Annotated in this window: 18 protein-coding genes and 1 pseudogene; 15 read left to right on the top strand and 4 right to left on the bottom strand. The window is 73.6% G+C overall.

Features of this window, described 5'->3' with window-relative positions; all coding sequences use genetic code 11:
* Positions 1-118: 118 nt before the first annotated feature.
* Entirely contained in the window at positions 119-781 is a 663-nt protein-coding gene (locus tag ABT263_RS28880) for a class III extradiol ring-cleavage dioxygenase family protein (RefSeq protein WP_502885881.1), read from the top strand.
* A gap of 38 nt (positions 782-819) precedes the next feature.
* On the opposite strand, the gene ABT263_RS28875 is transcribed toward ABT263_RS28880, so the two are convergent.
* Positions 820-1,080, bottom strand: a complete 261-nt coding sequence (locus ABT263_RS28875; RefSeq protein WP_329489827.1) for an antitoxin — start codon at positions 1,078-1,080, stop codon at positions 820-822.
* 169 nt (positions 1,081-1,249) lie between these two features.
* Between ABT263_RS28875 and miaA the strand changes: the two genes are divergently transcribed.
* The 5 genes from miaA (at position 1,250) to hflX (ending at position 8,179) form a co-directional block, all read left to right on the top strand.
* Positions 1,250-2,200: a tRNA (adenosine(37)-N6)-dimethylallyltransferase MiaA gene (gene miaA, locus ABT263_RS28870; protein WP_352294746.1), complete on the top strand. Its 951-nt coding sequence runs from the start codon at positions 1,250-1,252 to the stop codon at positions 2,198-2,200.
* Between the two features lie 246 nt (positions 2,201-2,446).
* On the top strand, positions 2,447-2,956 hold the full coding sequence (locus ABT263_RS28865) for a hypothetical protein (protein WP_352294744.1): 510 nt from the start codon (positions 2,447-2,449) through the stop codon (positions 2,954-2,956).
* Between the two features lie 74 nt (positions 2,957-3,030).
* The gene (dapF, locus tag ABT263_RS28860) at positions 3,031-3,951 is read left to right on the top strand and encodes a diaminopimelate epimerase (RefSeq protein ID WP_352294742.1); all 921 of its coding nucleotides are present in this window, start codon (positions 3,031-3,033) and stop codon (positions 3,949-3,951) included.
* Between the two features lie 180 nt (positions 3,952-4,131).
* Positions 4,132-6,519, top strand: coding sequence for a RelA/SpoT family protein (locus tag ABT263_RS28855; protein WP_352294740.1), 2,388 nt, complete (start codon positions 4,132-4,134; stop codon positions 6,517-6,519).
* A gap of 151 nt (positions 6,520-6,670) precedes the next feature.
* Entirely contained in the window at positions 6,671-8,179 is a 1,509-nt protein-coding gene (gene hflX, locus ABT263_RS28850) for a GTPase HflX (protein ID WP_329489832.1), read from the top strand.
* A gap of 77 nt (positions 8,180-8,256) precedes the next feature.
* Here hflX and ABT263_RS28845 read toward each other — a convergent pair whose 3' ends face one another.
* Both ABT263_RS28845 and ABT263_RS28840 read right to left on the bottom strand, forming a co-directional pair.
* The gene (locus ABT263_RS28845; protein WP_352294738.1) at positions 8,257-9,402 is read right to left on the bottom strand and encodes a trypsin-like serine peptidase; all 1,146 of its coding nucleotides are present in this window, start codon (positions 9,400-9,402) and stop codon (positions 8,257-8,259) included.
* 32 nt (positions 9,403-9,434) lie between these two features.
* The gene (locus tag ABT263_RS28840; protein WP_352294736.1) at positions 9,435-10,631 is read right to left on the bottom strand and encodes a trypsin-like serine peptidase; all 1,197 of its coding nucleotides are present in this window, start codon (positions 10,629-10,631) and stop codon (positions 9,435-9,437) included.
* Positions 10,632-10,962: 331 nt separating this feature from the next.
* Between ABT263_RS28840 and ABT263_RS28835 the strand changes: the two genes are divergently transcribed.
* The 5 genes from ABT263_RS28835 to ABT263_RS28815 all read left to right on the top strand — a co-directional run bounded on the left by ABT263_RS28835 (position 10,963) and on the right by ABT263_RS28815 (position 18,970).
* Positions 10,963-12,798, top strand: coding sequence for an IucA/IucC family protein (locus tag ABT263_RS28835; protein ID WP_502885880.1), 1,836 nt, complete (start codon positions 10,963-10,965; stop codon positions 12,796-12,798).
* Positions 12,795-13,511: a GNAT family N-acetyltransferase gene (locus ABT263_RS28830; protein ID WP_502885879.1), complete on the top strand. Its 717-nt coding sequence runs from the start codon at positions 12,795-12,797 to the stop codon at positions 13,509-13,511. Before ABT263_RS28835 ends, ABT263_RS28830 begins: the two co-directional genes overlap by 4 nt.
* Positions 13,512-13,572: 61 nt before the next feature.
* Positions 13,573-15,036, top strand: coding sequence for a lysine N(6)-hydroxylase/L-ornithine N(5)-oxygenase family protein (locus tag ABT263_RS28825; RefSeq protein ID WP_352294734.1), 1,464 nt, complete (start codon positions 13,573-13,575; stop codon positions 15,034-15,036).
* On the top strand, positions 15,014-16,837 hold the full coding sequence (locus ABT263_RS28820; protein ID WP_352294732.1) for an IucA/IucC family protein: 1,824 nt from the start codon (positions 15,014-15,016) through the stop codon (positions 16,835-16,837). The genes ABT263_RS28825 and ABT263_RS28820 overlap by 23 nt, the downstream gene beginning before the upstream one ends.
* 12 nt (positions 16,838-16,849) lie before the next feature.
* Entirely contained in the window at positions 16,850-18,970 is a 2,121-nt protein-coding gene (locus ABT263_RS28815) for an ATP-dependent DNA helicase (RefSeq protein WP_352294730.1), read from the top strand.
* A gap of 103 nt (positions 18,971-19,073) precedes the next feature.
* Here ABT263_RS28815 and lexA read toward each other — a convergent pair.
* Positions 19,074-19,745: pseudogene (gene lexA / locus ABT263_RS28810) on the bottom strand (transcriptional repressor LexA); the annotation flags it as partial.
* A 550-nt stretch (positions 19,746-20,295) separates the two neighbouring features.
* Between lexA and nrdR the strand changes: the two are divergent.
* The 4 genes from nrdR (at position 20,296) to ABT263_RS28790 (ending at position 25,050) form a co-directional block, all read left to right on the top strand.
* Positions 20,296-20,793: a transcriptional regulator NrdR gene (gene nrdR / locus ABT263_RS28805; protein WP_329489838.1), complete on the top strand. Its 498-nt coding sequence runs from the start codon at positions 20,296-20,298 to the stop codon at positions 20,791-20,793.
* 327 nt (positions 20,794-21,120) lie between these two features.
* Complete coding sequence (locus ABT263_RS28800) at positions 21,121-24,012, top strand: vitamin B12-dependent ribonucleotide reductase (protein ID WP_352294728.1); 2,892 nt, start codon at positions 21,121-21,123, stop codon at positions 24,010-24,012.
* A gap of 222 nt (positions 24,013-24,234) precedes the next feature.
* A complete protein-coding gene (locus tag ABT263_RS28795; RefSeq protein ID WP_352294726.1) occupies positions 24,235-24,480 on the top strand; it encodes an RNA polymerase subunit sigma-70 in 246 nt (81 codons plus the stop codon).
* A gap of 3 nt (positions 24,481-24,483) precedes the next feature.
* Positions 24,484-25,050 (top strand): Clp protease N-terminal domain-containing protein, encoded by a 567-nt coding sequence (locus tag ABT263_RS28790; RefSeq protein ID WP_352294725.1) that lies wholly within the window; start codon positions 24,484-24,486, stop codon positions 25,048-25,050.
* Positions 25,051-25,142: the final 92 nt, after the last annotated feature.

Raw genomic sequence — 25,142 nt, 5'->3', positions numbered from 1 at the left:
TCGGTTGGGATCTGCTCGATGTGGTGCGGGGGGTTGCGGGCGCGCCTTCGCTGGAGCGGGTGGATGTGGTGCAGCCGGTGTCCTTCGCGGTGATGCCGCCGTCTGCCCCTGTCCGCCGCTGCTCGTCCCGGAGGTCGCCGCCGGCGCCGCCGCCGAGCTGGAGCCGCTGCGCGCGGCCTGCGACGAGGCGCTCGCCGCGCTGCTCGCGGCCGGACCGGAGCTGGTCGTGGTGGTCGGGACCGGTCCCGAGCCCGAGGTCTGGACCGAGGGCGGCGCGGGCTCCTTCCACCGGTACGGCGTCCCGCTGGTGGCCAAGCTGCCGTCCGGCCGGGTCGAGGGGCCGGAGCTGAGCCCCGCGCTGACCGTCGGCGCCTGGCTGCTGGAGCGGGCCGGGGCCACTGTGCCGACGCACGCCTGCGCGGTGCCCGCCGACGCGCCCGCCGACCGGATGCTCGGGCTGGGCCAGGGGCTGGCCGGGCTGGCCGACCGGGTCGGGCTGCTGGTGATGGGCGACGGCAGCGCCTGCCGCTCGCTGAAGGCGCCGGGCTACCTGGACGAGCGGGCCGAGGGCTTCGACGCGGTGATCGCGGACGCGCTGGGCTCGGCGGACACGGCGGCGCTGGCCGCCGTCGACCCGGGCCTGGCCGGCGAGCTGCTGGCCGAGGGCCGGGCCCCCTGGCAGGTGCTGGCCGGCGCCGCCGGGGGCGCCGGCCTCACCGCGCGGCTGGGCTACCGGGACGCGCCGTACGGGGTCGGGTACTTCGTCGCGTCCTGGAGCTGAGACCGGGCCCGGGGGGCGGGCCGGCGAGCGGGCCGGGATCAGGCGGACGGGCCGCCGGCACCGGGAGCGCCGGGAGCCCCTGGAGCGCCCGGGTCGCCGGGCTTGTGGGCGAAGTCGTCGACCGCCCCCTTGGCCTTGCTGGCGCCGTGCTCGATCTTGTCGCTGTACTTGCCCTTGGTCGCCTTGTCGATCGCGCCGCCGGCCTTGTCCACCACCTGCTCGATCTGCTCGCTGTGCTTGCCGGCCAGTTCGCTCGCCTTCCCCTTGAGCTCGCCGGCCTTGCCCTTGAGGTTGTCCATCAGACCCATGGTGGTCTCACCGTTCCTCTCTGTTTCCTGCTCAACGTCCGTCGTGGCCGAACCGTTCGCAGCCCGGTGAAAACGGCCGGAACCGCTCATATCGTCGCCCGGTGGGGCCGGACGGACGGGGAGGTCACCGGCGCGGCGACGGTTTTGCGAGACTGGTCCGGTGAGCAGCTCCCGTACCGTCCAGCCCCATGCCGCCCCGCCGCGCGTCGTCTCGGTGGTGGGCGCGACCGCCGCCGGCAAGTCCGACCTGGCCGTCGCCCTCGCCCGGGCCCTGGGCGGCGAAGTGATCAACACCGACTCGATGCAGCTCTACCGGGGCATGGACATCGGTACGGCCAAGCTCACCCTGGCGGAGCGCGAGGGCGTCCCGCACCACCTGATGGACATCTGGGACGTCACCGAGGCCGCCAGCGTCGCCGAGTACCAGCGGCTGGCCCGGGCCGAGATCGACCGGTTGCTCGCGGCGGGCCGGACCGCCGTCCTGGTCGGCGGCTCGGGCCTGTACGTCCGGGCGGCGATCGACGAGATGGAGTTCCCCGGCACCGACCCGGAGGTCCGGGCCCGGCTGGAGGCCGAGCTGGCGCAGGCCGGCCCGTACGCGCTGCACCGGCGGCTGGCGGAGCTGGACCCGGCCGCCGCCGAGGCGATCCTGACCGGCAACGGCCGACGGATCGTCCGGGCGCTGGAGGTCATCGAGATCACCGGGCAGCCCTTCACCGCCAACCTGCCGAGCAACACCGCCGTCTACGACGCCGTCCAGATCGGCGTCGCGGTGCCCCGGCCCGAGCTGGACGAGCGGATCACCCTGCGGGTCGACCGGATGTGGCGGGCCGGACTCCTGGACGAGGTGCGGGAGCTGGAGGGGCTCGGCCTGCGTGAGGGCCGGACGGCCTCCCGGGCGCTCGGCTACCAGCAGGTGCTGGACCACTTCGCCGGCGAGTGCACCGAGGACGAGGCCCGTGCCGAGACCGTCCGGGCCACCAAGCGGTTCGCCCGCCGCCAGGAGTCCTGGTTCCGGCGCGACGACCGGATCCACTGGCTCTCCCGGCCGGCCGGCGCTGACCCCGCCGAGCTGCTCTCCCGCTCACTGGAGCTGATCGAGCGTCAGTAACCGGACGGGCCGTGGACGGGATCCGGCCAATCCGGCGGTGCAGCTGCGCGCGCAGGTGGGCGTGCAGGACGAACCCGCGGTTACGGCCGGATCACGTCATGGCCACGGATCACCCGATGGCCCCGGTCAGGCCCGGAACGCCCTCCTGGACATGCCATCATCGATGCCATAAGGGTCGGCCCCGGGCGGGTCGACCGTTGCCCGGCCGCGAGTCCGCACTCGTGTCGAACTGTCAGGGGAGGCCGCGTGTCGACGGGTACCGGCCCCGAAAGCGGTCAGAGCGGGAGCGCCACGGCTCAGGCCGACGGCCCCGACGCCTCCTCCCTGCCGGGCCTGCCGGTGCTGGCGGGTCTCGACGGACCGACCTCCTACGCGCTCGCGTTGCCCGCCCTGGACACCAGCGCCCCGGCCGGCGCGGTGCACGAGCGGGAGATCCGGCCGCGCCGCCGGCTGCGCTGGTGGCAGACCCTGCCGATCGCGCTGCTGGGCACCGCCGGCTCGCTGATGTTCGCCTTCCCGCTCGCCTTCGGCTCGGCCGGGGCCGGCTCCGCGATGGTCGGCATGCTCGGCCTGCTGCTCACCGCGGCCTCGGTCGGCTGGGGCGCGATGGCCGCCCGGCACGCCGGGTACAAGTGGCCGGGGCTGCCGCGTCGCGGCTCGGGCCGGCGGGCCGGGTGGAAGGCGATCGTGATCTACACCCTGGTCGCCCTGGTCGCCTGCGCGCTCGCGCTGTGGCGGGTCGTCCACCTGCGCTGACCGCCACCGCCCGCCGCCTCGGCGGGCGCGGTCCGCCTGCTGGTCCGCGGCGCCGCGGAGCGGGCCCGCTCAGTATGATCGGGAGGGTGAGCGAATCCTCCGTGACTCCCGCCGGCCTGCCCTTCCTGAAGGGGCACGGCACCCAGAACGACTTCGTCATCGTGCCCGATCCGGACGGCCTGCTGACGATCGGCCCCGAGGCGGTCGCCGCGCTCTGCGACCGCCGGGCCGGCATCGGCGGGGACGGGCTGCTGCGGGTGGTGCGCTCGGCCGCCGACCCGGTCGCGGCCGACCAGGCGGAGCAGGCCGAGTGGTTCATGGACTACCGCAACTCCGACGGTTCGATCGGCGAGATGTGCGGCAACGGCGTCCGGGTCTTCGCCCGCTACCTGGTCGAGGCCGGGCTGGCCGAGCCGGGCGAGCTGGCGGTGGCCACCCGGGCCGGCGTGCGGCGGGTGCGGGTGGGCGCGGACGCCGGGGACGGCACGCCCGGTCAGGTGACCGTGGACATGGGCCGCGCGGTGCTGCCCGGACCGGACGGCATCGAGGTGGCGGTCGGCGAGCGGCGCTGGCCGGCCCGCAACGTGAACATGGGCAACCCGCACGCGGTGGCCTTCGTGGACAGCCTCGACCAGGCCGGCGACCTGCTGAGCGCGCCGCTCACCAGCCCCGCGACCGCCTACCCGGAGGGCGTCAACGTCGAGTTCGTGGTGGACCGCGGTCCGCGCCACGTCGCGATGCGGGTGCACGAGCGCGGCTCGGGCGAGACCCGCTCCTGCGGCACCGGGGCCTGCGCCGTCGCCGTGGCCGCCGCCCGGCGGGACGGTGTCGACCCGGCGGTCACCGGTGAGGCCGTCACCTACACCGTGGACGTGCTCGGGGGCCGGCTGGTGATCACCGAGTACCCGGACGGCCGGGTGGAGAAGACCGGTCCGGCGGTCATCGTGGCCCGCGGCGAGCTCGACCCGGGGTGGCTCGCCACCGCCCACCGGTAGGTCCGGTTCGAACAACCCCTGGCAGTGCGGCCGGTTTGCCCATTTCGTGCGGTGATGAATCCCCCCGTTCGGGTGATCCCGATGACCGACGGGGAGCAGGGCGTCGCGGAACGTGCTCTGCTCGGTAGCATGGACCACCGGGTCGGCCAATGCTCCCGGTGACCGCTGCCGGAGGTGCCGATGACCATCGAAGCCGGGCAGCCCCTGGCGGGGCAGCCGACGTCCGCACGGCAGGCCGGGCCCAAGCGGCCCCTGGGAGGCCTCGGCCGGGCCGCCCTCGGCCGGGCCGGGCGCGCCGCCCTGCTGGCCACCGGCCGCACGCCGGTGCCGGACGCGCTCGAACCGCTGGTGCAGGCCCACCGCCGCCACCACCCGCAGGCCGACCTCGGCCTGCTCGGCCGGGCCTACCGGCTCGCCGAGGCCAGCCACCGCGGGCAGAAGCGCAAGAGCGGCGAGCCGTACATCACCCACCCACTGGCCGTCACCATGATCCTGGCCCAACTCGGCGCCGGGACGACCACGTTGGTCGCCTCGCTGCTCCATGACACCGTGGAGGACACCGAGTTGACGCTGGACCAGGTGGGGGCCGGCTTCGGGCCCGAAGTCGCCTACCTGGTCGACGGGGTGACGAAGCTGGAGAAGGTCGACTTCGGTGCGGCGGCCGAGGCGGAGACCTTCCGCAAGATGCTGGTCGCCACCGGGGACGACGTCCGGGTGATGGTCATCAAGCTCGCCGACCGGCTGCACAACATGCGCACCATCCGGCACATGAAGCCCGCCAGCCGGGTCCGGATCGCCAAGGTCACCCGGGACGTGCTGATCCCGCTGGCCGAGCGGCTGGGCATCCAGGTGCTCAAGGCGGAGCTGGAGGACATCGTCTTCGCCACCCTGCACCCGGAGGAGTACGCCCGGACCAGGGCGCTGCTGGCCGGCCGCGAGGACCACCCGGACGCCCTGCTCGCCCCGTTCGCCCTGGCGCTGGGCCGCCAGCTCGCCGAGGCCGGGGTGGCCGCCGAGGTCACCGTCCGGCCGCGGCACTGCGTCTCGCTGCACCGGGTCCTGCTCAAGCGGGACGCCGCCGCCGGGCCGGACGGGCGGCCGCAGGGGCCCCAGCCCGCCGACTTCGGCCGGGTGCTGGTGGTGGTCGAGGAGAACGCGGACTGCTACGCCGTGCTCGGCGAACTGCACACCTGCTGGACACCGCTGCCGGGCGAGTTCAAGGACTTCGTGGCCGCTCCCAAGTTCAACCTCTACCAGTCGCTGCACACCGCGGTGGCGCTGGAGGGCGGCGAGGTGGTCGAGGTGCTGGTCCGCACCCGGCGGATGCACGAGATCGCCGAAACCGGGGTGGTGGCCCTCGGCGACCCCCGGCAGCCCGGCACCGAGCCGGGCGCGGACGAGCTGGACCGCACCGACCCGGCCAGACCCGGCTGGCTCAGCCGGCTGCTGGAGTGGCAGCAGGAGACGCCCGATCCGGACGCGTTCTGGTCCGCGCTGACCGCCGACCTCGCCGGGGACCGCGAGATCACCGTCGTCACCGAGGCCGGCGAAACGCTTCAGCTGCGGGCCGGTGCCAGCTGCGTCGACGCGGCCTACCTGCTCGGCGAGGAGACCGGCCACCGATGTATCGGCGCCCGGGTCAACGGCCGGCTCACCGCGCTCTCCACCGTCCTCCAGGACGGCGACCGGGTGGCCATCCTCACCGAGCAGGGCGATCCGGCCGCCCGCCCGTCCGGCCCGGCGCCCGAGTGGCTGGCGCACGCCCGTACGCCGGCCGCCCGGCTGGCCATCGAGCGGTGGCTGGCCGACCACCCGCCGCGCGTCCCGGTGGTCCGCACCGGGCCGTCGGCCGGCCAGCCGGCACCGCCCGCGCACCGCGCCGCCGAGCGCGGCGAGGCCCCGGTCACGGTGGTCGGCCGGCCCGGGGCGCCGGTCCGGCTGGCCCGCTGCTGCACCCCGGTGCCACCGGACGAGGTCAGCGGCTTCGCGATCCGCGGCGGCGCGGTCGCCGTGCACCGCACCGGCTGTCCGGCCGGCGAGCGGATGCGGGCGGACGGGCGGGGCACCCCGGAGGTCCGCTGGCGGCCCGGCGCCGCGCCGCCGTCCGGCTACCGGGCCACCCTGCGGGCCGAGGCGCTGAACCGGCCCCGGCTGCTGGCGGACCTCACCGCGGCGATCTCGGGGGAGGGCGTCGGGATCGTCTCGGCGGAGGTGGAGCCGCCGCAGGAGCTGCGGGTCCGGCACACCTACACCGTGGAGCTGCCCGAGCCGGGCGCGCTGCCCGCCGTGCTGCGGGCGATGCTCCGGGTCTCCGGGGTGTACGACGTGGGCCGGCCGTTCGCCCCGGCGGGGGGCGGCGCCCGCACCCCGGCGGCGGCGGCCGGGGCGGCGACCCGCCCGGCGCCGGGCCCGGCGCCCGAGCCGGTCTCCGGCGCGGTGTCCGCACCGGTGTCCGGGCCGGTGTCCGCACCGGTGTCCGCGCAGGGAAATGGGGATGACCCGTCGGCGCCCGGCGTGCGACCATCATGGGGAATTCACGGCCGGTCCGCGGCGTTCACTGGACACTGAACACAAGAGTCCCAGTGGGCTCCGTGGCCCTGAGGGGTAGCTCACGACTCGCCCGAGCGGTAGACGGGGCGGCAGCTGGGCAGACTCCGGGTGAGACCGTTGTGCACGGTCGCGCCCACAGGCCGTCCCACTCCTGCAGCCAAAGGACAGAATGACCTCCACGTCAGACACCCGCGACCACGCCGACGCCCCGCGCCGCTTCGACGGTCTGCGGGCGGAAGCCCTCATGGACGAGGACCTCGCGGCCATCGACGAGGACCTCGACCACCACTACGACGGCGACCAGTACGACCGCAGCGAGCGAGCCGCCCTGCGCCGTGTCGCCGGCCTCTCCACCGAACTCCAGGACGTCACCGAGGTCGAGTACCGCCAGCTCCGCCTGGAGCGCGTGGTGCTCGTCGGCGTCTGGACCGACGGCACCGTCGAGGAGGCGGAGAACTCGCTGGCCGAGCTCGCCGCCCTCGCCGAGACCGCCGGTTCCGAGGTGCTGGACGGCGTCATCCAGCGCCGCGACAAGCCCGACGCGGCCACCTACATCGGCTCCGGCAAGGCCAAGGAGCTGCGCGACATCGTCGCGGCGACCGGCGCCGACACCGTGGTCTGCGACGGTGAGCTCACCCCGGGCCAGCTGATCCACCTGGAAGACGTCGTCAAGGTCAAGGTCGTCGACCGGACGGCCCTGATCCTGGACATCTTCGCCCAGCACGCCAAGTCCCGTGAGGGCAAGGCGCAGGTCTCGCTCGCGCAGATGCAGTACATGCTGCCGCGCCTGCGGGGCTGGGGTCAGTCGCTGTCCCGGCAGATGGGTGGTGGTGGCTCCGGCTCGTCCGGCGGCGGCATGGCCACCCGTGGTCCCGGTGAGACCAAGATCGAGACCGACCGTCGGCGGATCCGCGAGAAGATGGCGAAGCTCCGCCGTGAGATCGCCGACATGAAGAAGGGCCGCGACACCAAGCGCCAGGAGCGCAAGCGCCACCAGGTGCCTTCCGTGGCCATCGCCGGTTACACCAACGCCGGCAAGTCCTCGCTGCTCAACCGGCTCACCGGCGCGGGCGTGCTGGTGGAGAACTCGCTGTTCGCCACCCTCGACCCGACGGTGCGCCGGGCGCAGACCCCGAGCGGCCGGCTCTACACCCTGGCCGACACCGTGGGCTTCGTCCGGCACCTGCCGCACCACCTGGTCGAGGCGTTCCGCTCGACCATGGAGGAGGTCGCCGACGCGGACCTCATCCTGCACGTGGTGGACGGCTCGCACCCCGAGCCGGAGACGCAGCTGGCCGCCGTCCGCGAGGTGATCGTCTCGGTCGAGGCACAGAACGTGCCGGAGATCGTGGTGATCAACAAGGCGGACGCCGCCGACCCGCTCGTGCTGCAGCGCCTGCTGCGCCGCGAGCCGCACGCCATCGTGGTGTCGGCCCGCAGCGGCCTGGGCATCGAGGAGCTGCTGAAGCTCATCGACGACGAGCTGCCGCGCCCGGCGATCGAGGTGCAGGTGCTGGTCCCGTACACCCAGGGCGGCCTGGTCTCCCGGGTGCACGCCGAGGGCGAGCTGCTCTCCACCGAGCACACCGCCGAGGGCACCCTGCTGCACGCGAAGGTGCCGGCCGAGCTGGCCGCCGAGCTGGAGCGCTACGCGGTCGCGCTGAGCTCGCAGAGCTGAGCACCGGCAGCCGACGGGCCCCGGCCTCCCCTGCGGGAGGCCGGGGCCCGTCGTCGTCCCCGGGGGCCGGGCGCGTCCTACTTGGCGTTCTTGGAGAAGTAGTCGAAGGCCTGCTTCGCCTGGTCCTGGAGCGAGGGGCCGGCCATGTACTCGGACGGGTTGCGGTTGCCGATCGAGTTGACGCTGATCAGGTTCGGCTTGCCGTCCTTGGTGATGAACCAGCCGCCGCCGCTGGACCCGCCGGTCATGGTGCAGCCGATCACGTACATCGGCGGGCGGGCCTGGTCGAAGGAGAGCCTGACCGGCCGGACGGTGGAGTCGCAGTGGTTGAGCTCCATGCCGTCGAACGGCCGCTCGGCCGGGTAGCCGTAGGAGAAGGCCGAGGTGATCTGCTCGCGCGGGGCGTTGAACCAGATCGGGACGGAGCCGCCGACCGTCTCCTCCAGCGACTTGCCGGAGCCGTTCTCGTTGCGGACCCGGATGATCCCGTAGTCGAACTGGGAGTTGGGGCCGACGCCGGTCTCCTTCACCCAGGTCGGCGCGACCAGCGCGCGGACCGCCGTCCACCGCCCGTACGGGGAGACCTGCTGCTCGGTGTACTGCCTGCCCCGGCTGGCCTGGCCGTCGCGGTTGTAGCCGGGGACGAAGACGATGTTCTTCAGCCAGCCGCCGCCCTTGCCGTCGTGCAGGCAGTGCGCGGCGGTGTAGACGAGGTTGCTGCGGCCCGGGTCGGCCGGGTCGGAGACCACGGTGCCCGAGCACATCGAGTCGCCCTCCGGCGCGGTCATGAAGATCTTGCCGACCACCGCCGTCGCCGGACTGTACGGGTGCGGCTGCGGCCTGGCCGGGACGGCCGCCGGCGGGTCGTCCCGGACGACCGTGTTCCCCGGGCTCTTGTGCGAGTACTCCGGGGTGGGCCGGCCCTTGGCGTTCTCCATCTTGGCGATCGACCAGAAGCCCTGGGCGACCTCGTTGACGAAGGCGTTCTCGCTGACGAAGCGGGCCCAGTCGTCGAGCTTCCAGCCGGCGAGGTCCTGGAGGCTGCCGGGCAGAGCGCCCGGCTTGGCGGACGCGGCGGTGGCGGCGGCGGTCGTGGCCGGGGTGGACGCGGCGTCGGCGCTGCCCGCGTCCTCCGGTCCACAGGCGGTCGCGGTGAGCGCGAGCGCGGCGAGTACGGCGGCGGCCGCCGGCGCGGTGCGGTGCCTGGTCTTCGGCATGGTCATCGGTCCCCGTGTGGTCTTCGGCGCGGTGGCGGCTACTTCTGCTTCCTGGAGATGTAGTCCAGGGCCTGCTTGGCGACCGTCTCCAGGTACGGGCCGCTCAGCGAGGTGTGGTCCTGGGTGCCGATGGAGGTGTTGCTGACCAGGGCGGTCCGGCCGTCCGGCATCGGGGCGAACCAGCCGCCGCCGCTGGAGCCCTGGGTCATGGTGCAGCCGATGGTGAGCATCGCCGGGCGCTTGGCGTCGAAGGAGAGCCGGGTGGGCTTCCCGCCGTCGCACTTGTACAACTCCTGCCCGTCGAAGGGCTTGTAGAGCGGGTAGCCCCAGGCCGAGGCGGAGATCCGGTCGCGCGGGGCGTCGAACCAGACCGGGACGGCCGCGCCGACCGTCTCCTCCAGCGACTTGCCGGTGTCGTTCTGGTTCTGCACCCGCATCACGGCGAAGTCGTACTGGTTGGCGGCGTCACCGGTGCCGCCGCCCTCGACCGTCCACTGCGGCGAGGTCACCACGTCCTTGGCCCACCAGGTGCCCAGCGGTGCCAGCTCCGCGAGCGGGGCCTTCTTGCCGCCGCTGGAGGCACCGGAGTTGTTGTAGGCGGGGACGAAGACGAGGTCCTTGTAGAAGTCGCCGCCCTTGCCCGGGTGCACGCAGTGCCCGGCGGTCCAGACCAGGTTGCTCTTGCCGGGGTGCGCCGGGTCGGCGATCACCGTGGCCGAGCAGTTGCCGCGGCCGCCGTCGGCGCTGAAGAACACCTTGCCGGACGGCTGCTTGGTGTACGGGCGGGTCACCGGCGTGGCCTTGACCGGGGCCGGGTCCGGATCGGTCACCCCGGCGTCGCCGGTCGGCTTCGCGGTGGGCGGGGCCGGGTCGGCCGGCTTGGAGTCGCCCATCTTGTCCGGGTTCCAGAAGTCCTTCACCACCGGGTTGTTGAAGACGTGCTTGGAGGCCCAGTTGTCCCAGTCCTCGAACTTCCACTTCTTCAGGTCGTCCCAGCTCGTGGGCAGGCCCTCCAGCAGGCTGGTCGGGATGCCCGACGGCAGGGTCAGGCCGCCGATCACACCGCCGCCGATCACGCCGCCACCCCCGGCGGTCGTGGCGCTGCCGCTCGCCGGGGCCGGCGGCGGTGCGGCGGTGCCCCCGCCGGAGGGGCCGTCCGGCCCGCAGGCCGTCACGACGAGCAGCGTTGCGGCGGCGAGGGCCGCGGCCATGGCTGACCGGTGGATCGATGGCATGGTGTTCGCTTCCCCCTGCTGGTCCTGTGCGGCGGCGGCCGACCGCCTTGGAGTCTCCCACTGGCCACCAGGACGGCGCGGGCCGACCCCCGGGTTGCGACGGCGGCCGGAGGTCACCGATCTGTGACGAACGCCCGGTTGGCTCGTTGGCACGGCAGGTCCTCCCTCCTGAGTGTTGAACTCTCACCGCTCTTCACTCGGACGAGTGAGCAGCCCTTGTGATCACCCCTCAGGGATAGCTAACCCTTACCTGACGCGACGGTGCGAGCGCCCGCCACACCCTCTCCACCACCAGCGCGCGTCCGCACCCCACGCGCCACAAGGAGCAGCCTTGAGCACCGCCGTCACCGGAGCCCCGCCCGAAGCCCCGACGCGCCACCCCGCCCCGGTCCAGCCCGCCGGGGTCCGGCCGGCCGCGGCCCGCCCGGTGCCGCCCGACCCGCTGCTCCATCCGGACCCGGCCGTCGCCGCCGAACAGGCCGGTCTGGAGGCCCTGTTGCGGTGCTGGGCCCGGGAGACCGGGGCGGTACCCGGGGCGGACGGGCGGCTGCGGATCGCCGTACTCGGCGGCGCCGCCCGGCTGCTCGCCCCGGTGCGCTACTGGTCGCCGGCCGGCTGGCACCGCTTCGGCCCGGCCACCCTCGCGGTCGGTGAGGGCACCGCCGCCGCCCCGGTGGACGCCGTCACCGCCGCCGCCCTGCTCGCCGCCGCGGCCGCCGCCCGCCCCGACCCCGGCCAGGTCGCCGACCTCGCCGCCCGGGTGGCCGACTCGGTGGTCCGCACCGCCGACATCCTGGCCCACCGCCGCACCGCCGCCGCCCCCGGCGGGCCGGAGGGCTCGCAGTTCCTGGCCGCCGAGCAGTCCCTGCTGCTGGGCCACCCGCTGCACCCGACGCCCAAGAGCCGCGACGGCCTCGGGCCCGCGCAGAGCGCCGCGTACTCCCCGGAGCTCCACGGCTCCTTCCGGCTGCACTGGTACGCCGTCGACCGCGACCTGCTCGCGGCCGGTTCGGCGCTGACCGAGAGCGCCGACCGGATCACCGCCCACCTGCTCGGCGACCCGACCCTGGTGCCGCCCGGGACGGCCGCCCTCCCGCTGCACCCCTGGCAGGCCCGCGAGCTCGCCCTGCGCCCGGCCGTCGCGGAACTGCTCGCCGACGGGCGGCTGCGCGACCTCGGCCCGGCCGGTGACCCCTGGTACCCGACCTCCTCGGTGCGCACCGTCTACCGGCCCGGCACGCCCTGGATGCTGAAGCTCTCGCTCGGCCTGCGGATCACCAACTCCCGGCGGGAGAACCTCCGCAAGGAGCTCCACCGGGGCCTGGAGATGCACCGGCTGCTGGAGACCGGACTGGCCGCCGAGTGGCGGGCCGTCCACCCCGGCTTCGACATCGTCCGCGACCCGGCCTGGATCGGCGTCGACCACCCCGCGCTCGGCGACCCCGGCGGGCTGGACACCGTGCTGCGCGCCCAGCCGTTCGCCCCGGGCGACCGCGCCCTCTGCGTGGCCGGGCTGGTCGCCGAACAGCCGCTCGGCACCGGCGACACCGTACCGTCGCGGCTCGGCGACACCCTGCGCGCGCTCGCCGCGCGCTGCGGACGCCCGCTGCCCACGGTGGCCGCCGAATGGTTCCTGCGCTACCTGGACGCCGTCGTCCTGCCGGTGCTCTGGCTGGACGGCCAGGCCGGCATCGCGCTGGAGGCGCACCAGCAGAACAGCCTCGTCCTGCTCGACGCCGACGGGTGGCCGCAGGGCGGCCGGTACCGGGACAACCAGGGCTTCTACTACCGGCAGAGCGCGGCCGACCGGCTCACCGCCCGGCTGCCTGGGCTCGGTGCCCGGAGCGACACCTTCCTGGCCGACGAGGTGATCGACCACCACTTCGCCTACTACCTCGGGATCAACCACGTCCTGGGCCTGATCGGCGCCTTCGGCTCGCAGCGGCTGGCCGACGAGTCGGTGCTGCTGGCCGCCCTGCGCGGCTTCCTGTCCGGACCGCGCGTCGCGGCCACCGGGTCCGCGCTGCCCGCGCTCCTGCTGGACGCCGCCACGCTGCCCTGCAAGGCCAACCTGCTCACCCGGATCAACGGCCTGGACGAGCTGGTCGGGCCGGTGGCCACGCAGTCCGTCTACGTCGACATCCCCAACCCGGTGGCCGGCGCGTGAACTCCCGCGCGAGCGGCTCCGACGACGGCTGCGGTACCGGTGAAGGTCTTGAGGACGTTTCCGGTGAGGGCTCCGACGGCGTGTCCGCCGAGGGCCCCGACGGGGTGACCGGCCGGGGCCCGATGGCCACCGGTGCGGGGGAGTTCCGGCTCCGTCCGGTCCGGCTGCCCGCCGACCTGGAGCTGCTCGCCGGGTGGATGAACGACCCCGAGACCGCCGCCTTCTGGGAGCTCGCCGGGCCGCCCGCCGTCACCGAACGGCACCTGCGGGCCCAGCTCGACGGCGACGGCCGCAGCCTGCCCCGCCTGGGGCTGCTCGACGGCGCCCCGATGAGCTACTGGGAGATCTACCGCGCCGACCTCGACCCGCTCGCCGCGCACTACCCGGCCCGGCCCCACGACACCGGCGTCCACCTGCTGCTCGGCCCCGCCGACTGCCGGGGGCGGGGCCTGGGCGCGACCCTGCTCGCCGCGCTGGCCGACCGCATCCTGCGGGCGCGGCCGCGCTGCCGGCGGGTGGTCGCCGAGCCCGACGTCCGGAACCTGCGCTCGATCCGTGCCTTCGAGCGGGCCGGCTTCACCCGGGCCGCCGAACTCGACCTGCCCGACAAGCGCGCGGCGCTGATGGTCCGCGGCCGCGGTCCGGACCGGCCGGACCGGCCGGTCCGGGTGCCGCCGGACCGCGCCCCCTCCGCCCGGCCGCCCGCCGCCTGACCGCGCCCCCTCCGCCGCCCGCCCGCCCGCGACCGACCCCGCCGAGGACACCTCCGACTCCATGGACACCCCAGCAGCCCCGCCCGCGCCGTACGACCTGCTCGGCGTCGGCATCGGCCCGTTCAACCTCTCGCTCGCCGCGCTGGCCGAACCCGCCCCCGGCCTGCGCACGCTCTTCTGCGACCAGCGCCCGGAGTTCCGCTGGCACCCCGGGATGCTGGTCGACGGGGCCCGGATGCAGGTCCCCTTCCTCGCCGACCTGGTCTCCCTGGTGGACCCGACCAACCGCTGGTCCTTCCTCAACTACCTGCGCGAGCAGGACCGGCTCTTCCCGTTCTACTTCGCCGAGCGCTTCCAGCTGCCCCGCCGGGAGTACGACCACTACTGCCGCTGGGCGGCCGAACGGCTCGGCAACTGCCGCTTCGGCACCGAGGTCACCGCGCTGCACCGGGACGGCGCGCTGTACCGGGCCGAACTCCGCGACACCGCCACCGGCCGGCGCACCGAGGTGCACGCCCGCAACCTCGCGCTCGGCGTCGGCACCCGGCCGGTGCTGCCCGAGGCCTTCACCGCCCTCGACGGCCACCCCCGGGCCTTCCACTCCGCCGACTACCTGGACCGCCGGGAGACCCTGGACGACGCGCGCGACATCACCGTGGTCGGCAGCGGGCAGTCCGGCGCGGAGGTCTTCCTCGACCTGCTGCGCCGGGTGGGGGAGGGCGTCCGGCTGCGCTGGCTCACCCGCACCCGGGCGCTGGCGCCGATGGAGTACTCCAAGCTCGGGCTGGAGCACTTCACGCCCGACTACACCCGCTACTTCCACGGCCTGCCCGGGCCCGTCCGGGACACCCTGGTCGAGGCGCAGTGGCAACTGCACAAGGCCGCCAGCGCCGAGACCCTCGCCGAGATCCACGACCACCTGTACGAGCGGACCATCGGCCGGCCGATCGACGACGCCCCGGTCGAGATCACCCCCGGCACGGCCGTCACGGACGCCCGGCCCGGCCCCTGCGGCGGTCTCGAACTCCGCTGCCGGCACGGTGACTCGGGCGTCGAGCACGTGCTGCGCACCGACGCCGTGGTGCTCGCCACCGGGTACCGCGCCGCCCGCCCGGCCGCCCTGGAGCCGCTCGCCCACCTGATCGACTGGGACGCGGCCGGGCGCTACCGGGTCGACCTCGACCACCGGGTCGCGACCCTGCCCGACCTCGTCGGCGGACTGTACGTACAGAACGCCGAGTTGCACACTCATGGCGTCGGCACTCCCGATCTCGGGCTCGGCGCCCACCGGGCCGCCGTGATCCTCAACGCCGTCGCCGGCCGGACGGTCCACCGGCTGCCCGAACGCACCGCCTGGACCGGCTTCGCACCACCCGTCACCCCCGTCACCCCCGTCACCCCCGGTGGCCCCACCGGCCCCACCGGCCCTGCCGCCCCCGCCATGGGCGACGTCCCCGCCACCGCGGACGTCCCCGCCGTTCCGCGACCCCAGGAGTGGACCCGTGCCGCAACCGCCGGCCGCTGAACCCCCGCTGTACCTGCCCCCGCAGCTCACCGCCGGGCACTGGCAGCGGGCCGGCCGCACGCTGCTGGCCAAGATGCTCGGCGAGTTCGCCTACGAGGAGCTGATCACCCCCGTCCCCGACGGCCCCGACGGCTACCTGCTCCGGCTGCCCGAGGCCGACTACCGCTTCACCGCCGGCCGCGGCGCGTACGGCGGCTGGCAGGTCGTCCCGGACTCGGTGCGCTGCTCCCGGCCGGACGGCCTGGACCCGCTGCGCTTCCTCCCCTACGCCCGGCACACCCTCGGGCTGCGCGGCGACACCACCGGCCACCTGATCCGCGAACTCACCGCGACCCTGATCGCCGACGCCCACCAGCTCGCCACCGCGCTCACCGCCGCCGAGCTCGCCGACCTCGGCCACCCCGAGCTGGAGGGCCGGCAGGGCGGGCACCCCTGGATCGTCCCCAACAAGGGCCGGCTCGGCTTCTCCGCCACCGACGCCGCCCGCTGGGCCCCGGAGGCGCGCACCCCGCGACCACTGCCCTGGATCGCCGTGCACCGCCGGCTGGCGCAGTACCGCGGCGTTCCCGGCGTCGCCGAGCCCGAGCAGCTGTACGCGCGCGAGCTCGACGACCCCGCCGCCCTGCGCGCCGTCCTCGGCCCGGACGCCGACGACTACCTGCTGCTGCCGGTGCACCCCTGGCAGTGGGACGAGACCGTCGTCCCGCTGTTCGCCCCGTGGATCGCGAGCGGTGAGATCGTCCCGCTGCCCACCGACGGCGACCTGCGGCTGCCCCAGCAGTCCATCCGCTCCTTCTTCAACCGGAGCCGGCCCGACCGCTGCACCGTCAAGCTGCCGCTCGCCATCCTCAACACCCTGGTCTGGCGCGGCCTGCCCACCGAGCGCACGCTGGCCGCGCCCGCCGTGACCGCCTGGATCCACGGGATCCGGCAGGCCGACCCCTTCCTGCGCGACGAGTGCCGGATCGTGCTGCTCGGCGAGATCGCCTCCGTCACCGTCGACCACCCGCTCTACCGGGAGCTGCCGGAGGCGCCCTACCAGTACAAGGAACTGCTGGGCGCGATCTGGCGCGAGCCGCTCGGCCCCTGTCTGGACGGCGGCGAGCGCGGCCGCACCCTGGCGGCGCTGCTGCAGACCGGCTCCGACGGGCGGGCGCTGGCCGCCGAGCTGATCGCCCGCTCCGGCCTCACCCCCGCCGCGTGGACCGCCCGGCTGTTCGCGGCGATGCTCCCGCCGCTGCTGCACTTCCTCTACCGGTACGGCCTGGTCTTCTCCCCGCACGGGGAGAACGCCATCGTGGTCTTCGACGAGCGGGACGCCCCGGCCCGGCTCGCGGTCAAGGACTTCGTCGACGACGTCAACCTGAGCGACCAGGACCTGCCCGAGCTGCGCGAGCTGCCCGCCGAGGTGGCCGAGGTGCTGCTGCGCGAGGACCCGCAGGGCCTCTGCCAGTTCCTCCACTCCGGCCTGTTCATCGGCGTCTACCGCTACCTCGCCCCGCTGCTGGAGGCGCAGACCGGACTGCCCGAGGCCGAGTTCTGGGCCCTGCTGCGGGCCGAGATCCTGCGCTACCAGGAGCGCTTCCCCGAGCTGCGCGAGCGGTTCGAGCTCTTCGACCTGTTCCGCCCGCGGATCGACCGGCTCTGCCTCAACCGGAACCGGCTGCTGCTGGACGGTTACGGGGACCGCCCGCACCGCCCGCACGCGGCCCGGCACGGCACCGTGCCCAACGCGCTGGCCGCCGCGGGAGCCGCGGTGCCGCACGGCCGGCGGGACCGGATTGTCACCCCCGCCCCGTAGGCTGGGTGGGTCATGACGAACGACTCCGAATCCCAGCTCCCCGCCGACGACGAGGCCGACGGGTCGGCCGCCGCCGGCGCGGTCGAGGCCGTCCCGCGGGCCCAGCTCCCCGAGCTGCTGCACGCCGCCGTGGCCGCCGTCGGCGGCGTCGAGCGCCCCGGCCAGGTCAGGATGGCCGAGGCCGTCGCCGACGCCGTCGACAACGGCGAGCACCTGCTGGTGCAGGCCGGCACCGGCACCGGCAAGTCCCTCGCCTACCTGGTGCCGGCCCTCGCCCACGGGGACCGCGTGGTGGTCGCCACGGCCACCCTGGCGCTCCAACGCCAGCTGGTCGAGCGGGACTTGCCGCGGACGGTGGAGGCGCTGCACCCGGTGCTGCGCCGCCGCCCGCTGTTCGCGATGCTCAAGGGCCGCTCCAACTACCTCTGCCTGCACCGGGCCAACGAGGGCACCCCGAGCGACGAGGGCGAGGGCCTCTTCGATCCGGTGGACGCCCTCGGCGGCCCCACCGGCAAGCTCGGCCAGGACGTCCTGCGGCTGCGCGAGTGGGCGGACGAGACGGAGACCGGCGACCGCGACGACATGAGCCCCGGCGTCTCCGACAAGGCCTGGGCCCAGCTGTCGGTCACCTCCAAGGAGTGCCTGGGCGCCACCCGCTGCGCGTACGGGCAGGAGTGCTTCGCCGAGAAGGCGCGGGAGCGCGCCAAGCTGGCGGACGTCGTGGTCACCAACCACGCCATGCTGGCGATCGACGCCATCGAGGGCGCGCCGGTGCTGCCGGAGCACGAGCTGCTGATCGTCGACGAGGCGCACGAGCTGGTCAACCGGGTCACCGGCGCGGCCACCGCCGAGCTGACCGTCGGCGCGGTCAACCGGGCGGTCAAGCGCGCGGCCAGGCTGGCGAACGAGAAGGCGGTGGACGCCCTCCAGGGGGCCGCGGAGAACTACCACGGCCTGATGGAGACCGCCCAGCCCGGCCGGGTCGAGGAGCTGCCCGAGTACCTGGCGTACGCGGTCACCGCGATCCGGGACGCCAGCCGGCAGGTGATCACCTCGCTAGGCGAGACGCGGGACAAGGCGCTCACCGACGAGGACGCGGTGCGCAAGCAGGCGATGGCCTCCGCCGAGGCGCTGCACGAGACGGCCGAGCGGCTGCTGGCCGACTCCGAGTACGACGTGGTCTGGATCGAGCGCAGCGACCGGTACGGCCTGGGCACCGCCTCGCTGCGGGTCGCCCCGCTGAGCGTCTCCGGGCTGCTGCGGGAGGGCCTCTACAAGGAGCGCTCGGTGGTGCTCACCTCCGCCACGCTGAAGCTCGGCGGGGACTTCACCGGCGTCGCCGCCTCGGTCGGCCTGCCCTCGGAGGCCCGGCTGCCGGACCAGCGCACCGAGGGCGACGCCCCCGAGGCCGCCTTCGGCGAGGACGCGGTGCCGCACTGGCGCGGCATCGACGTCGGCTCGCCGTTCAAGTACCCCAAGCAGGGCATCCTCTACGTCGCCCGGCACCTGGCCGACCCGGGGCGGGACCCGGAGCGCCCCGACATGCTGGACGAACTCGCCGAGCTGATCGGCGCGGCCGGCGGGCGCACGCTCGGCCTGTTCTCCTCGATGCGCGGCGCCCAGGCCGCCGCCGAGGCGATGCGCGAGCGGCTGGACAACCGGATCCTGCTCCAGGGCGAGGACACCCTGGGTGAGCTGATCCGCGAGTTCGCCTCGGACGCGACCACCTGCCTGTTCGGCACGCTCTCGCTCTGGCAGGGCGTGGACGTGCCCGGCTCGGCCTGCCAGCTGGTGGTGATGGACCGGATCCCGTTCCCGCGCCCGGACGACCCGCTGATGAGCGCCCGCCAACGGGACGTCGAACAGCGCGGCGGGAACGGCTTCATGGCCGTCGCGGCCACCCATGCCGCGCTGCTGATGGCGCAGGGCGCGGGCCGGCTGGTCCGCGCGGCGGACGACCGCGGTGTGGTGGCGGTCCTGGACCCGCGGGTGGAGACCAAGCGGTACGGGAGCTTCTTCCGCTCCTCGATGCCGGAGTTCTGGTACACCACCGATCGCAACCAGGTGCGCCGCTCTCTGGCGGCGATCGACGCCTCCGCGGCGCCGGTGCGGCCGGTGGTCAAGCGGGGCTGAGGCGTCGGTCGCCCCCGGGAGGCGGCCGCCGCCCGGGCACACCGGAGGGGCTCCCCGCACCGTGCGGTGGAGCCCCTTCCCGGTGGGCGCCGTACCGGGCGGCTCAGAGGCGGCGCAGCACGGCGACGACCTTGCCCAGGATGGTCGCGTTGTCGCCGTTGATCGGCTCGTACGCCGGGTTGTGCGGCATCAGCCAGATCCGGCCGTCCTCGCGCTTGAGGCGCTTCACGGTCGCCTCGCCGTCGATCATCGCGGCCACGATGTCGCCGTTCTCGGCGACCGGCTGGCGGCGGACGGTCACCCAGTCGCCGTCGCAGATGGCGGCCTCGATCATCGAGTCGCCGCGCACGGTCAGCGCGAACAGCTCGCCCTCGCCGACCAGCTGGCGCGGCAGCGGGAAGACGTCCTCGACGGTCTGCTCGGCCAGGATCGGGCCGCCGGCGGCGATCCGCCCGACCAGTGGCACGTACGAGGTGGACGGACGCCCGGCCGTCTCGGCGGTGTTGGGGCGGGCCACCTCGACGCCGCGGACCTCGTAGGCGCGCGGGCGGTGCGGATCCCGGCGCAGGAAGCCCTTGCGCTCCAGGGCCATCAGCTGGTGGGCGACCGAGGAGGTGCTGGACAGGCCGACGGCCTGGCCGATCTCCCGCATGGACGGCGGGTAGCCGCGGCGCTGGACCGAGTCCCGGATGACCTCGATGACCCGCCGCTGGCGCTCGGTCAGCCCGGCCTCGTCCGTCCGGATGCCGGGGGGGCGGCCGGGCAGCGAGCGCGCGGGGACCGGGTGGCTGTCGTCCAGCACGGCGGCGTGCTCGATCGGCTGGTCGGGAACGCGGCCCGGATGGGAAATGGCCTGGCCGGAGAGGCGGTGTTCTTCGCTACGGTCCATGCTGTCCACACTCTGCTGATTCGTGGTGCGCTGCCCCACCTTGAGCTGGGAGTGTTCCTGCACCGGGATGGTGTTGCTTTCGATCGTGTTCACGGCGGCCCCTCTCGACGGCTGTCCTCTCCCCTTTTCCAGCCCAACGGCACCTCCTATCGAAAGGTTGCGCCAAACACACGTTCGAGTGAATTATTCGGGAGTTGGCTGACTCGATCAAGGCTTTGTTGTACATCGCTTAAATGTTCGACTCGAACGCGGCTCCGGCAGTCTAATCGGCGCCGACACGCCAGGGGTGTCGCTTCCCCCCTGGACCCACATGTAGTGGTTACAGTCCTCTCCGGGCCCAGTACTAGTGGTCACGTCGCATGATCCGCTTGGCGGTGCCGGGTCCTCTTCGCATAGACTCGACCAGTCCGCACGTCCTGCCCGGAGGGATCTTCAGGTGCACTGCCCCTTCTGCCGGCACTCCGACAGCCGCGTCGTCGACAGCCGGACCACCGAAGACGGCAGCTCGATCCGCCGTCGCCGGCAGTGCCCGGACTGCGGCCGCCGTTTCACCACGGTGGAGACGGCCGCACTGATGGTCATCAAGCGCAGCGGCGTCACCGAGCCGTTCTCCCGGGAGAAGGTCATCTCCGGAGTCCGCAAGGCCTGTCAGGGCCGCCCGGTCACCGAGGACGCCCTCGCCCAGCTCGGCCAGAAGGTCGAGGAGTGTGTGCGGGCCACCGGCAAGTCCGAGCTGACCACCCACGACGTGGGGCTGGCCATACTCGGACCGCTCAAGGAACTCGACGTCGTCGCCTTCCTGCGCTTCGCCAGCGTCTACCAGGCGTACGACGGACTGGAAGACTTCGAGGCCGCCATCGCGGAGCTCCGCGCCGAGCGGCCCGTCCCCGAGGCGGACGGCGCCTGCGTGCCCGTCGCCGCCGCCGCGCCCTAGGAGGCCGGCTCCGCACCACCGGCCCCTCGGGGCCTTTCGTCCCACACCAGCCACACCAGCCGCACCGGCCCTTCGGGGCCGACAGCACCACACCGGCCCCTCGGGGCTCACAGCACCACATCAGCCACATCAGCCATACCGGCCATACCGGCCATACCGGCCATACCGGCCCCTCGGGGCCGAGGCGTGCCCGGAAACGGCGCACAGAACACCACAAACCGTGCGGGTACAGGCAGGTCGTCGCCTGTCCGCACACCGGAAGACGAACCAGCGGTGCCCGGACTTTTCGGGGCACTTTGGGCGTTTGCCCAGGAGGAGGAGCGAGAAGTGACAGACACCACGAGCGGTTCCGCACGCGGGTCGAAGTCCGACAAGACCGTGACCAAGGGCGCCGGCAAGGCCCCCAAGGGCGGCCTGCGGATCGAGCGCATCCACACCACCCCTGGCGTACACCCCTACGACGAGGTCCGCTGGGAGCGGCGTGACGTCGTCATGACCAACTGGCGCGACGGCTCGATCAACTTCGAGCAGCGCGGCGTGGAGTTCCCCGACTTCTGGTCGGTCAACGCCGTCAACATCGTCACCTCCAAGTACTTCCGCGGCGCCGTGGGCACCCCGCAGCGCGAGTGGAGCCTCAAGCAGATCATCGACCGCGTGGTGCTCACCTACCGCGCCGCCGGCGAGAAGAACGGCTACTTCACCACCCCCGGTGACGCCGAGACCTTCGAGCACGAGCTGACCTACGCCCTCCTCCACCAGGTGTTCAGCTTCAACTCGCCGGTCTGGTTCAACGTCGGCACCAAGCAGCCCCAGCAGGTCAGCGCCTGCTTCATCCTGGCCGTCGACGACTCCATGGAGTCGATCCTCGACTGGTACAAGGAAGAGGGCATGATCTTCAAGGGCGGCTCCGGCGCCGGCCTGAACCTCTCCCGGATCCGCTCCTCCAAGGAACTGCTCTCCTCCGGCGGCAACGCCTCCGGCCCGGTCTCCTTCATGCGCGGCGCCGACGCCTCCGCCGGCACCATCAAGTCCGGTGGCGCCACCCGCCGGGCGGCCAAGATGGTCGTGCTGGACGTCGACCACCCGGACGTCGAGGCCTTCATCGAGACCAAGGTGAAGGAGGAGGAGAAGATCCGCGCCCTGCGCGACGCGGGCTTCGACATGGACCTCGGCGGCGACGACATCGCCTCCGTGCAGTACCAGAACGCCAACAACTCGGTCCGGGTCAACGACGAATTCATGACCGCCGTCGAGAACGGCACCGAATTCGGCCTGCGCGCCCGGATGACCGGCGAGGTCATCGAGACCGTCGACGCGAAGAAGCTCTTCCGCAAGATGGCCGAGGCCGCCTGGGCCTGCGCCGACCCGGGCATCCAGTACGACACCACCATCAACCGCTGGCACACCTGCCCGGAGTCCGGCCGCATCAACGCGTCCAACCCCTGCTCCGAGTACATGCACCTGGACAACTCCAGCTGCAACCTGGCCTCGCTCAACCTGATGAAGTTCCTGCGCGACGACGACTCGTTCGACGCCGAGCGCTTCGCCAAGGTCGTCGAGCTGGTCATCACCGCGATGGACATCTCCATCTGCTTCGCCGACTTCCCGACCGAGAAGATCGGCGAGACCACCCGCGCCTACCGCCAGCTCGGCATCGGCTACGCCAACCTCGGCGCCCTGCTGATGGCCACCGGCCACGCCTACGACAGCGAGGGCGGCCGCGCCCTGGCCGGCGCCATCACCTCGCTGATGACCGGCACCGCCTACCGCCGCGGCGCCGAACTCGCCGGCGTGGTCGGCCCGTACGACGGCTACGCCCGCAACGCGGCCCCGCACCGGCAGGTCATGAAGCAGCACGCGGACGCCTCGGTCGCCGCCGTCGCGGTCGACGAGCTGGACGCCCCGGTCTGGGCCGCCGCCACCGAGACCTGGCAGGACGTGCTGCGCCTCGGCGAGCAGAACGGCTTCCGCAACGCCCAGGCCTCGGTGCTCGCCCCGACCGGCACCATCGGCCTGATGATGGACTGCGACACCACCGGCGTCGAGCCCGACCTGGCACTGGTCAAGTTCAAGAAGCTCGTCGGCGGCGGTTCGATGCAGATCGTCAACGGCACCGTGCCGCGCGCCCTGAAGCGCCTCGGCTACCAGGACGAGCAGATCGAGGCGATCGTCGCCCACATCGCCGAGCACGGCAACGTGGTGGACGCGCCCGGCCTGAAGACCGAGCACTACGAGGTCTTCGACTGCGCGATGGGCGAGCGTTCCATCTCCCCGATGGGGCACGTGCGGATGATGGCGGCGATCCAGCCGTGGATCTCCGGCGCCATCTCCAAGACCGTCAACATGCCCGCCGCGGCGACCGTCGAGGACGTCGAGGAGATCTACTTCGAGGCCTGGAAGATGGGCGTCAAGGCGCTCGCCATCTACCGCGAGAACTCGAAGGTCGGCCAGCCGCTGTCGGCCAAGAAGAAGTCCGGCGACGCGAAGGCCGAGACCGAGGCGGCCCCGGTCGCCGCGGTCGAGAAGATCGTCGAGTACCGCCCGGTCCGCAAGCGCCTGCCCAAGGGCCGCCCGGGCATCACCACCTCCTTCACGGTCGGTGGCGCCGAGGGCTACATGACGGCCAACTCCTACCCGGACGACGGCCTCGGCGAGGTCTTCCTGAAGATGTCCAAGCAGGGCTCGACCCTCGCGGGCATGATGGACGCCTTCTCGATCGCCGTCTCGGTCGGCCTGCAGTACGGCGTGCCGCTGGAGACGTACGTCTCGAAGTTCACCAACATGCGCTTCGAGCCGGCCGGTCTGACCGACGACCCGGACGTGCGGATGGCGCAGTCGATCGTCGACTACATCTTCCGCCGCCTGGCGCTGGACTTCCTGCCGTTCGAGACCCGTTCCGCGCTCGGCATCCACTCCGTCGAGGAGCGCCAGCGCCACCTGGAGACGGGCTCCTACGAGCCGCTGGAGGCCGAGGAGCTGGACACCGAGACCCTGGCGCAGTCCGCGCCGGTGGCCCCGGCGGCTCCGGCCGCCCCGGTGGCCAAGCCCGCACCGGCCGTCGAGGCCCCGCGCAGGGCCCACAACTCGACGGAGCTGATGGAGATCCAGCTCGGCCTCAACGCCGACGCGCCGCTCTGCTTCTCCTGCGGCACCAAGATGCGCCGCGCCGGCAGCTGCTACCTCTGCGAGGGCTGCGGCTCCACCAGCGGCTGCAGCTGATCCGGACGCCGTGCCGGCCCGGTGCCGGATGACAGCCTGAGCGGCTGAGTTCCGCGAGGCGGGGCGAGGACCCTTTCGAGGTCCTCGCCCCGCCTTTTGCGTTGCCCGGACACCGGGGCGGCTTGGCCGGGCGCTCGCTGCTCGCGCGGTGGAGCACCGCGGATCCCGGAGTATCTGTCAACCAGGGTTGACACGCGACGGGCGTCAACCTAAGTTGACGGTATGAGCGAGAACGGAGAACTCGCGGCGGCCGCGAGCAGTCGGGATCCCGCGGTGGGGCTCCGGGCGGTGCGGGCGCTGCGCGACCTGGCCGATCGCCTGGAGGGCCTGCAGGTCGGGAACGCCCGCGAGCAGGGGTGGTCCTGGCAGGACATCGCGGTCTGTCTCGGGGTGACCAGGCAGGCGGTGCACAAGAAGTACGCCCGGCGGGGTGCCGGGGGTACCGCGAGCGAGAAGGGCGGAGGCTGAGCGATGTTCGAACGCTTCACCGACGATGCGCGGCAGGTGGTCGGCCAGGCGGGCCGGGAGGCGGCGCAGCTCCGGCACGGGCAGATCGGCACCGAGCACCTGCTGCTGGCCGTCGTGGCGATGCCGCACGATCCGTCGGCGGCCGTGCTGGTCGAGGCGGGGCTGGACCACGCCGCCGTGCGGCGGGCGGTGCGCCGGATGCTCGGCGGGGCCGACGACGCGGAGGCGCTGGCGGCGATCGGGGTCGATCTGGACGCCGTCCGGGAGGCCGTCGAGTCGGCGTTCGGGGAGGGGGCGCTGGACGCTCCGGCGGAGGGCCCGGAGTCGAGGCGGCGGGGCTGGTTCCGGGCCGACGCCAAGGGCGGACGGGTGCCCTTCACGCCCCGGGCGAAGAAGGTGCTGGAGCTGTCGCTGCGCGAGTCGCTCCGGCTGAAGTCCGGCCGCATCGGCGTCGGGCACCTGCTGCTCGGGGTGGTCCGGGAGGGGGAGGGGCTCGGCGCCAGAATCATCGCCGATCACGGGCTGGACTTCGCGGCACTGCGCCGGGCGGTGGATGCCACCTTGAGTTGATCGAGGTGCGACGGTGAGGTCGCCAATCGGTGCACGAGCCGTGAACGAATGATACTGGCCGTCAACTTGCCCATTGAGGGCAGGAGCTGAAT

This window comes from Kitasatospora sp. NPDC001603, assembly GCF_040298365.1.
Taxonomy (GTDB): Bacteria; Actinomycetota; Actinomycetes; order Streptomycetales; family Streptomycetaceae; genus Kitasatospora.
The sequence above is the reverse complement of the archived record's forward strand: the minus strand, read 5'-3'. Positions and strand labels throughout refer to the sequence as shown.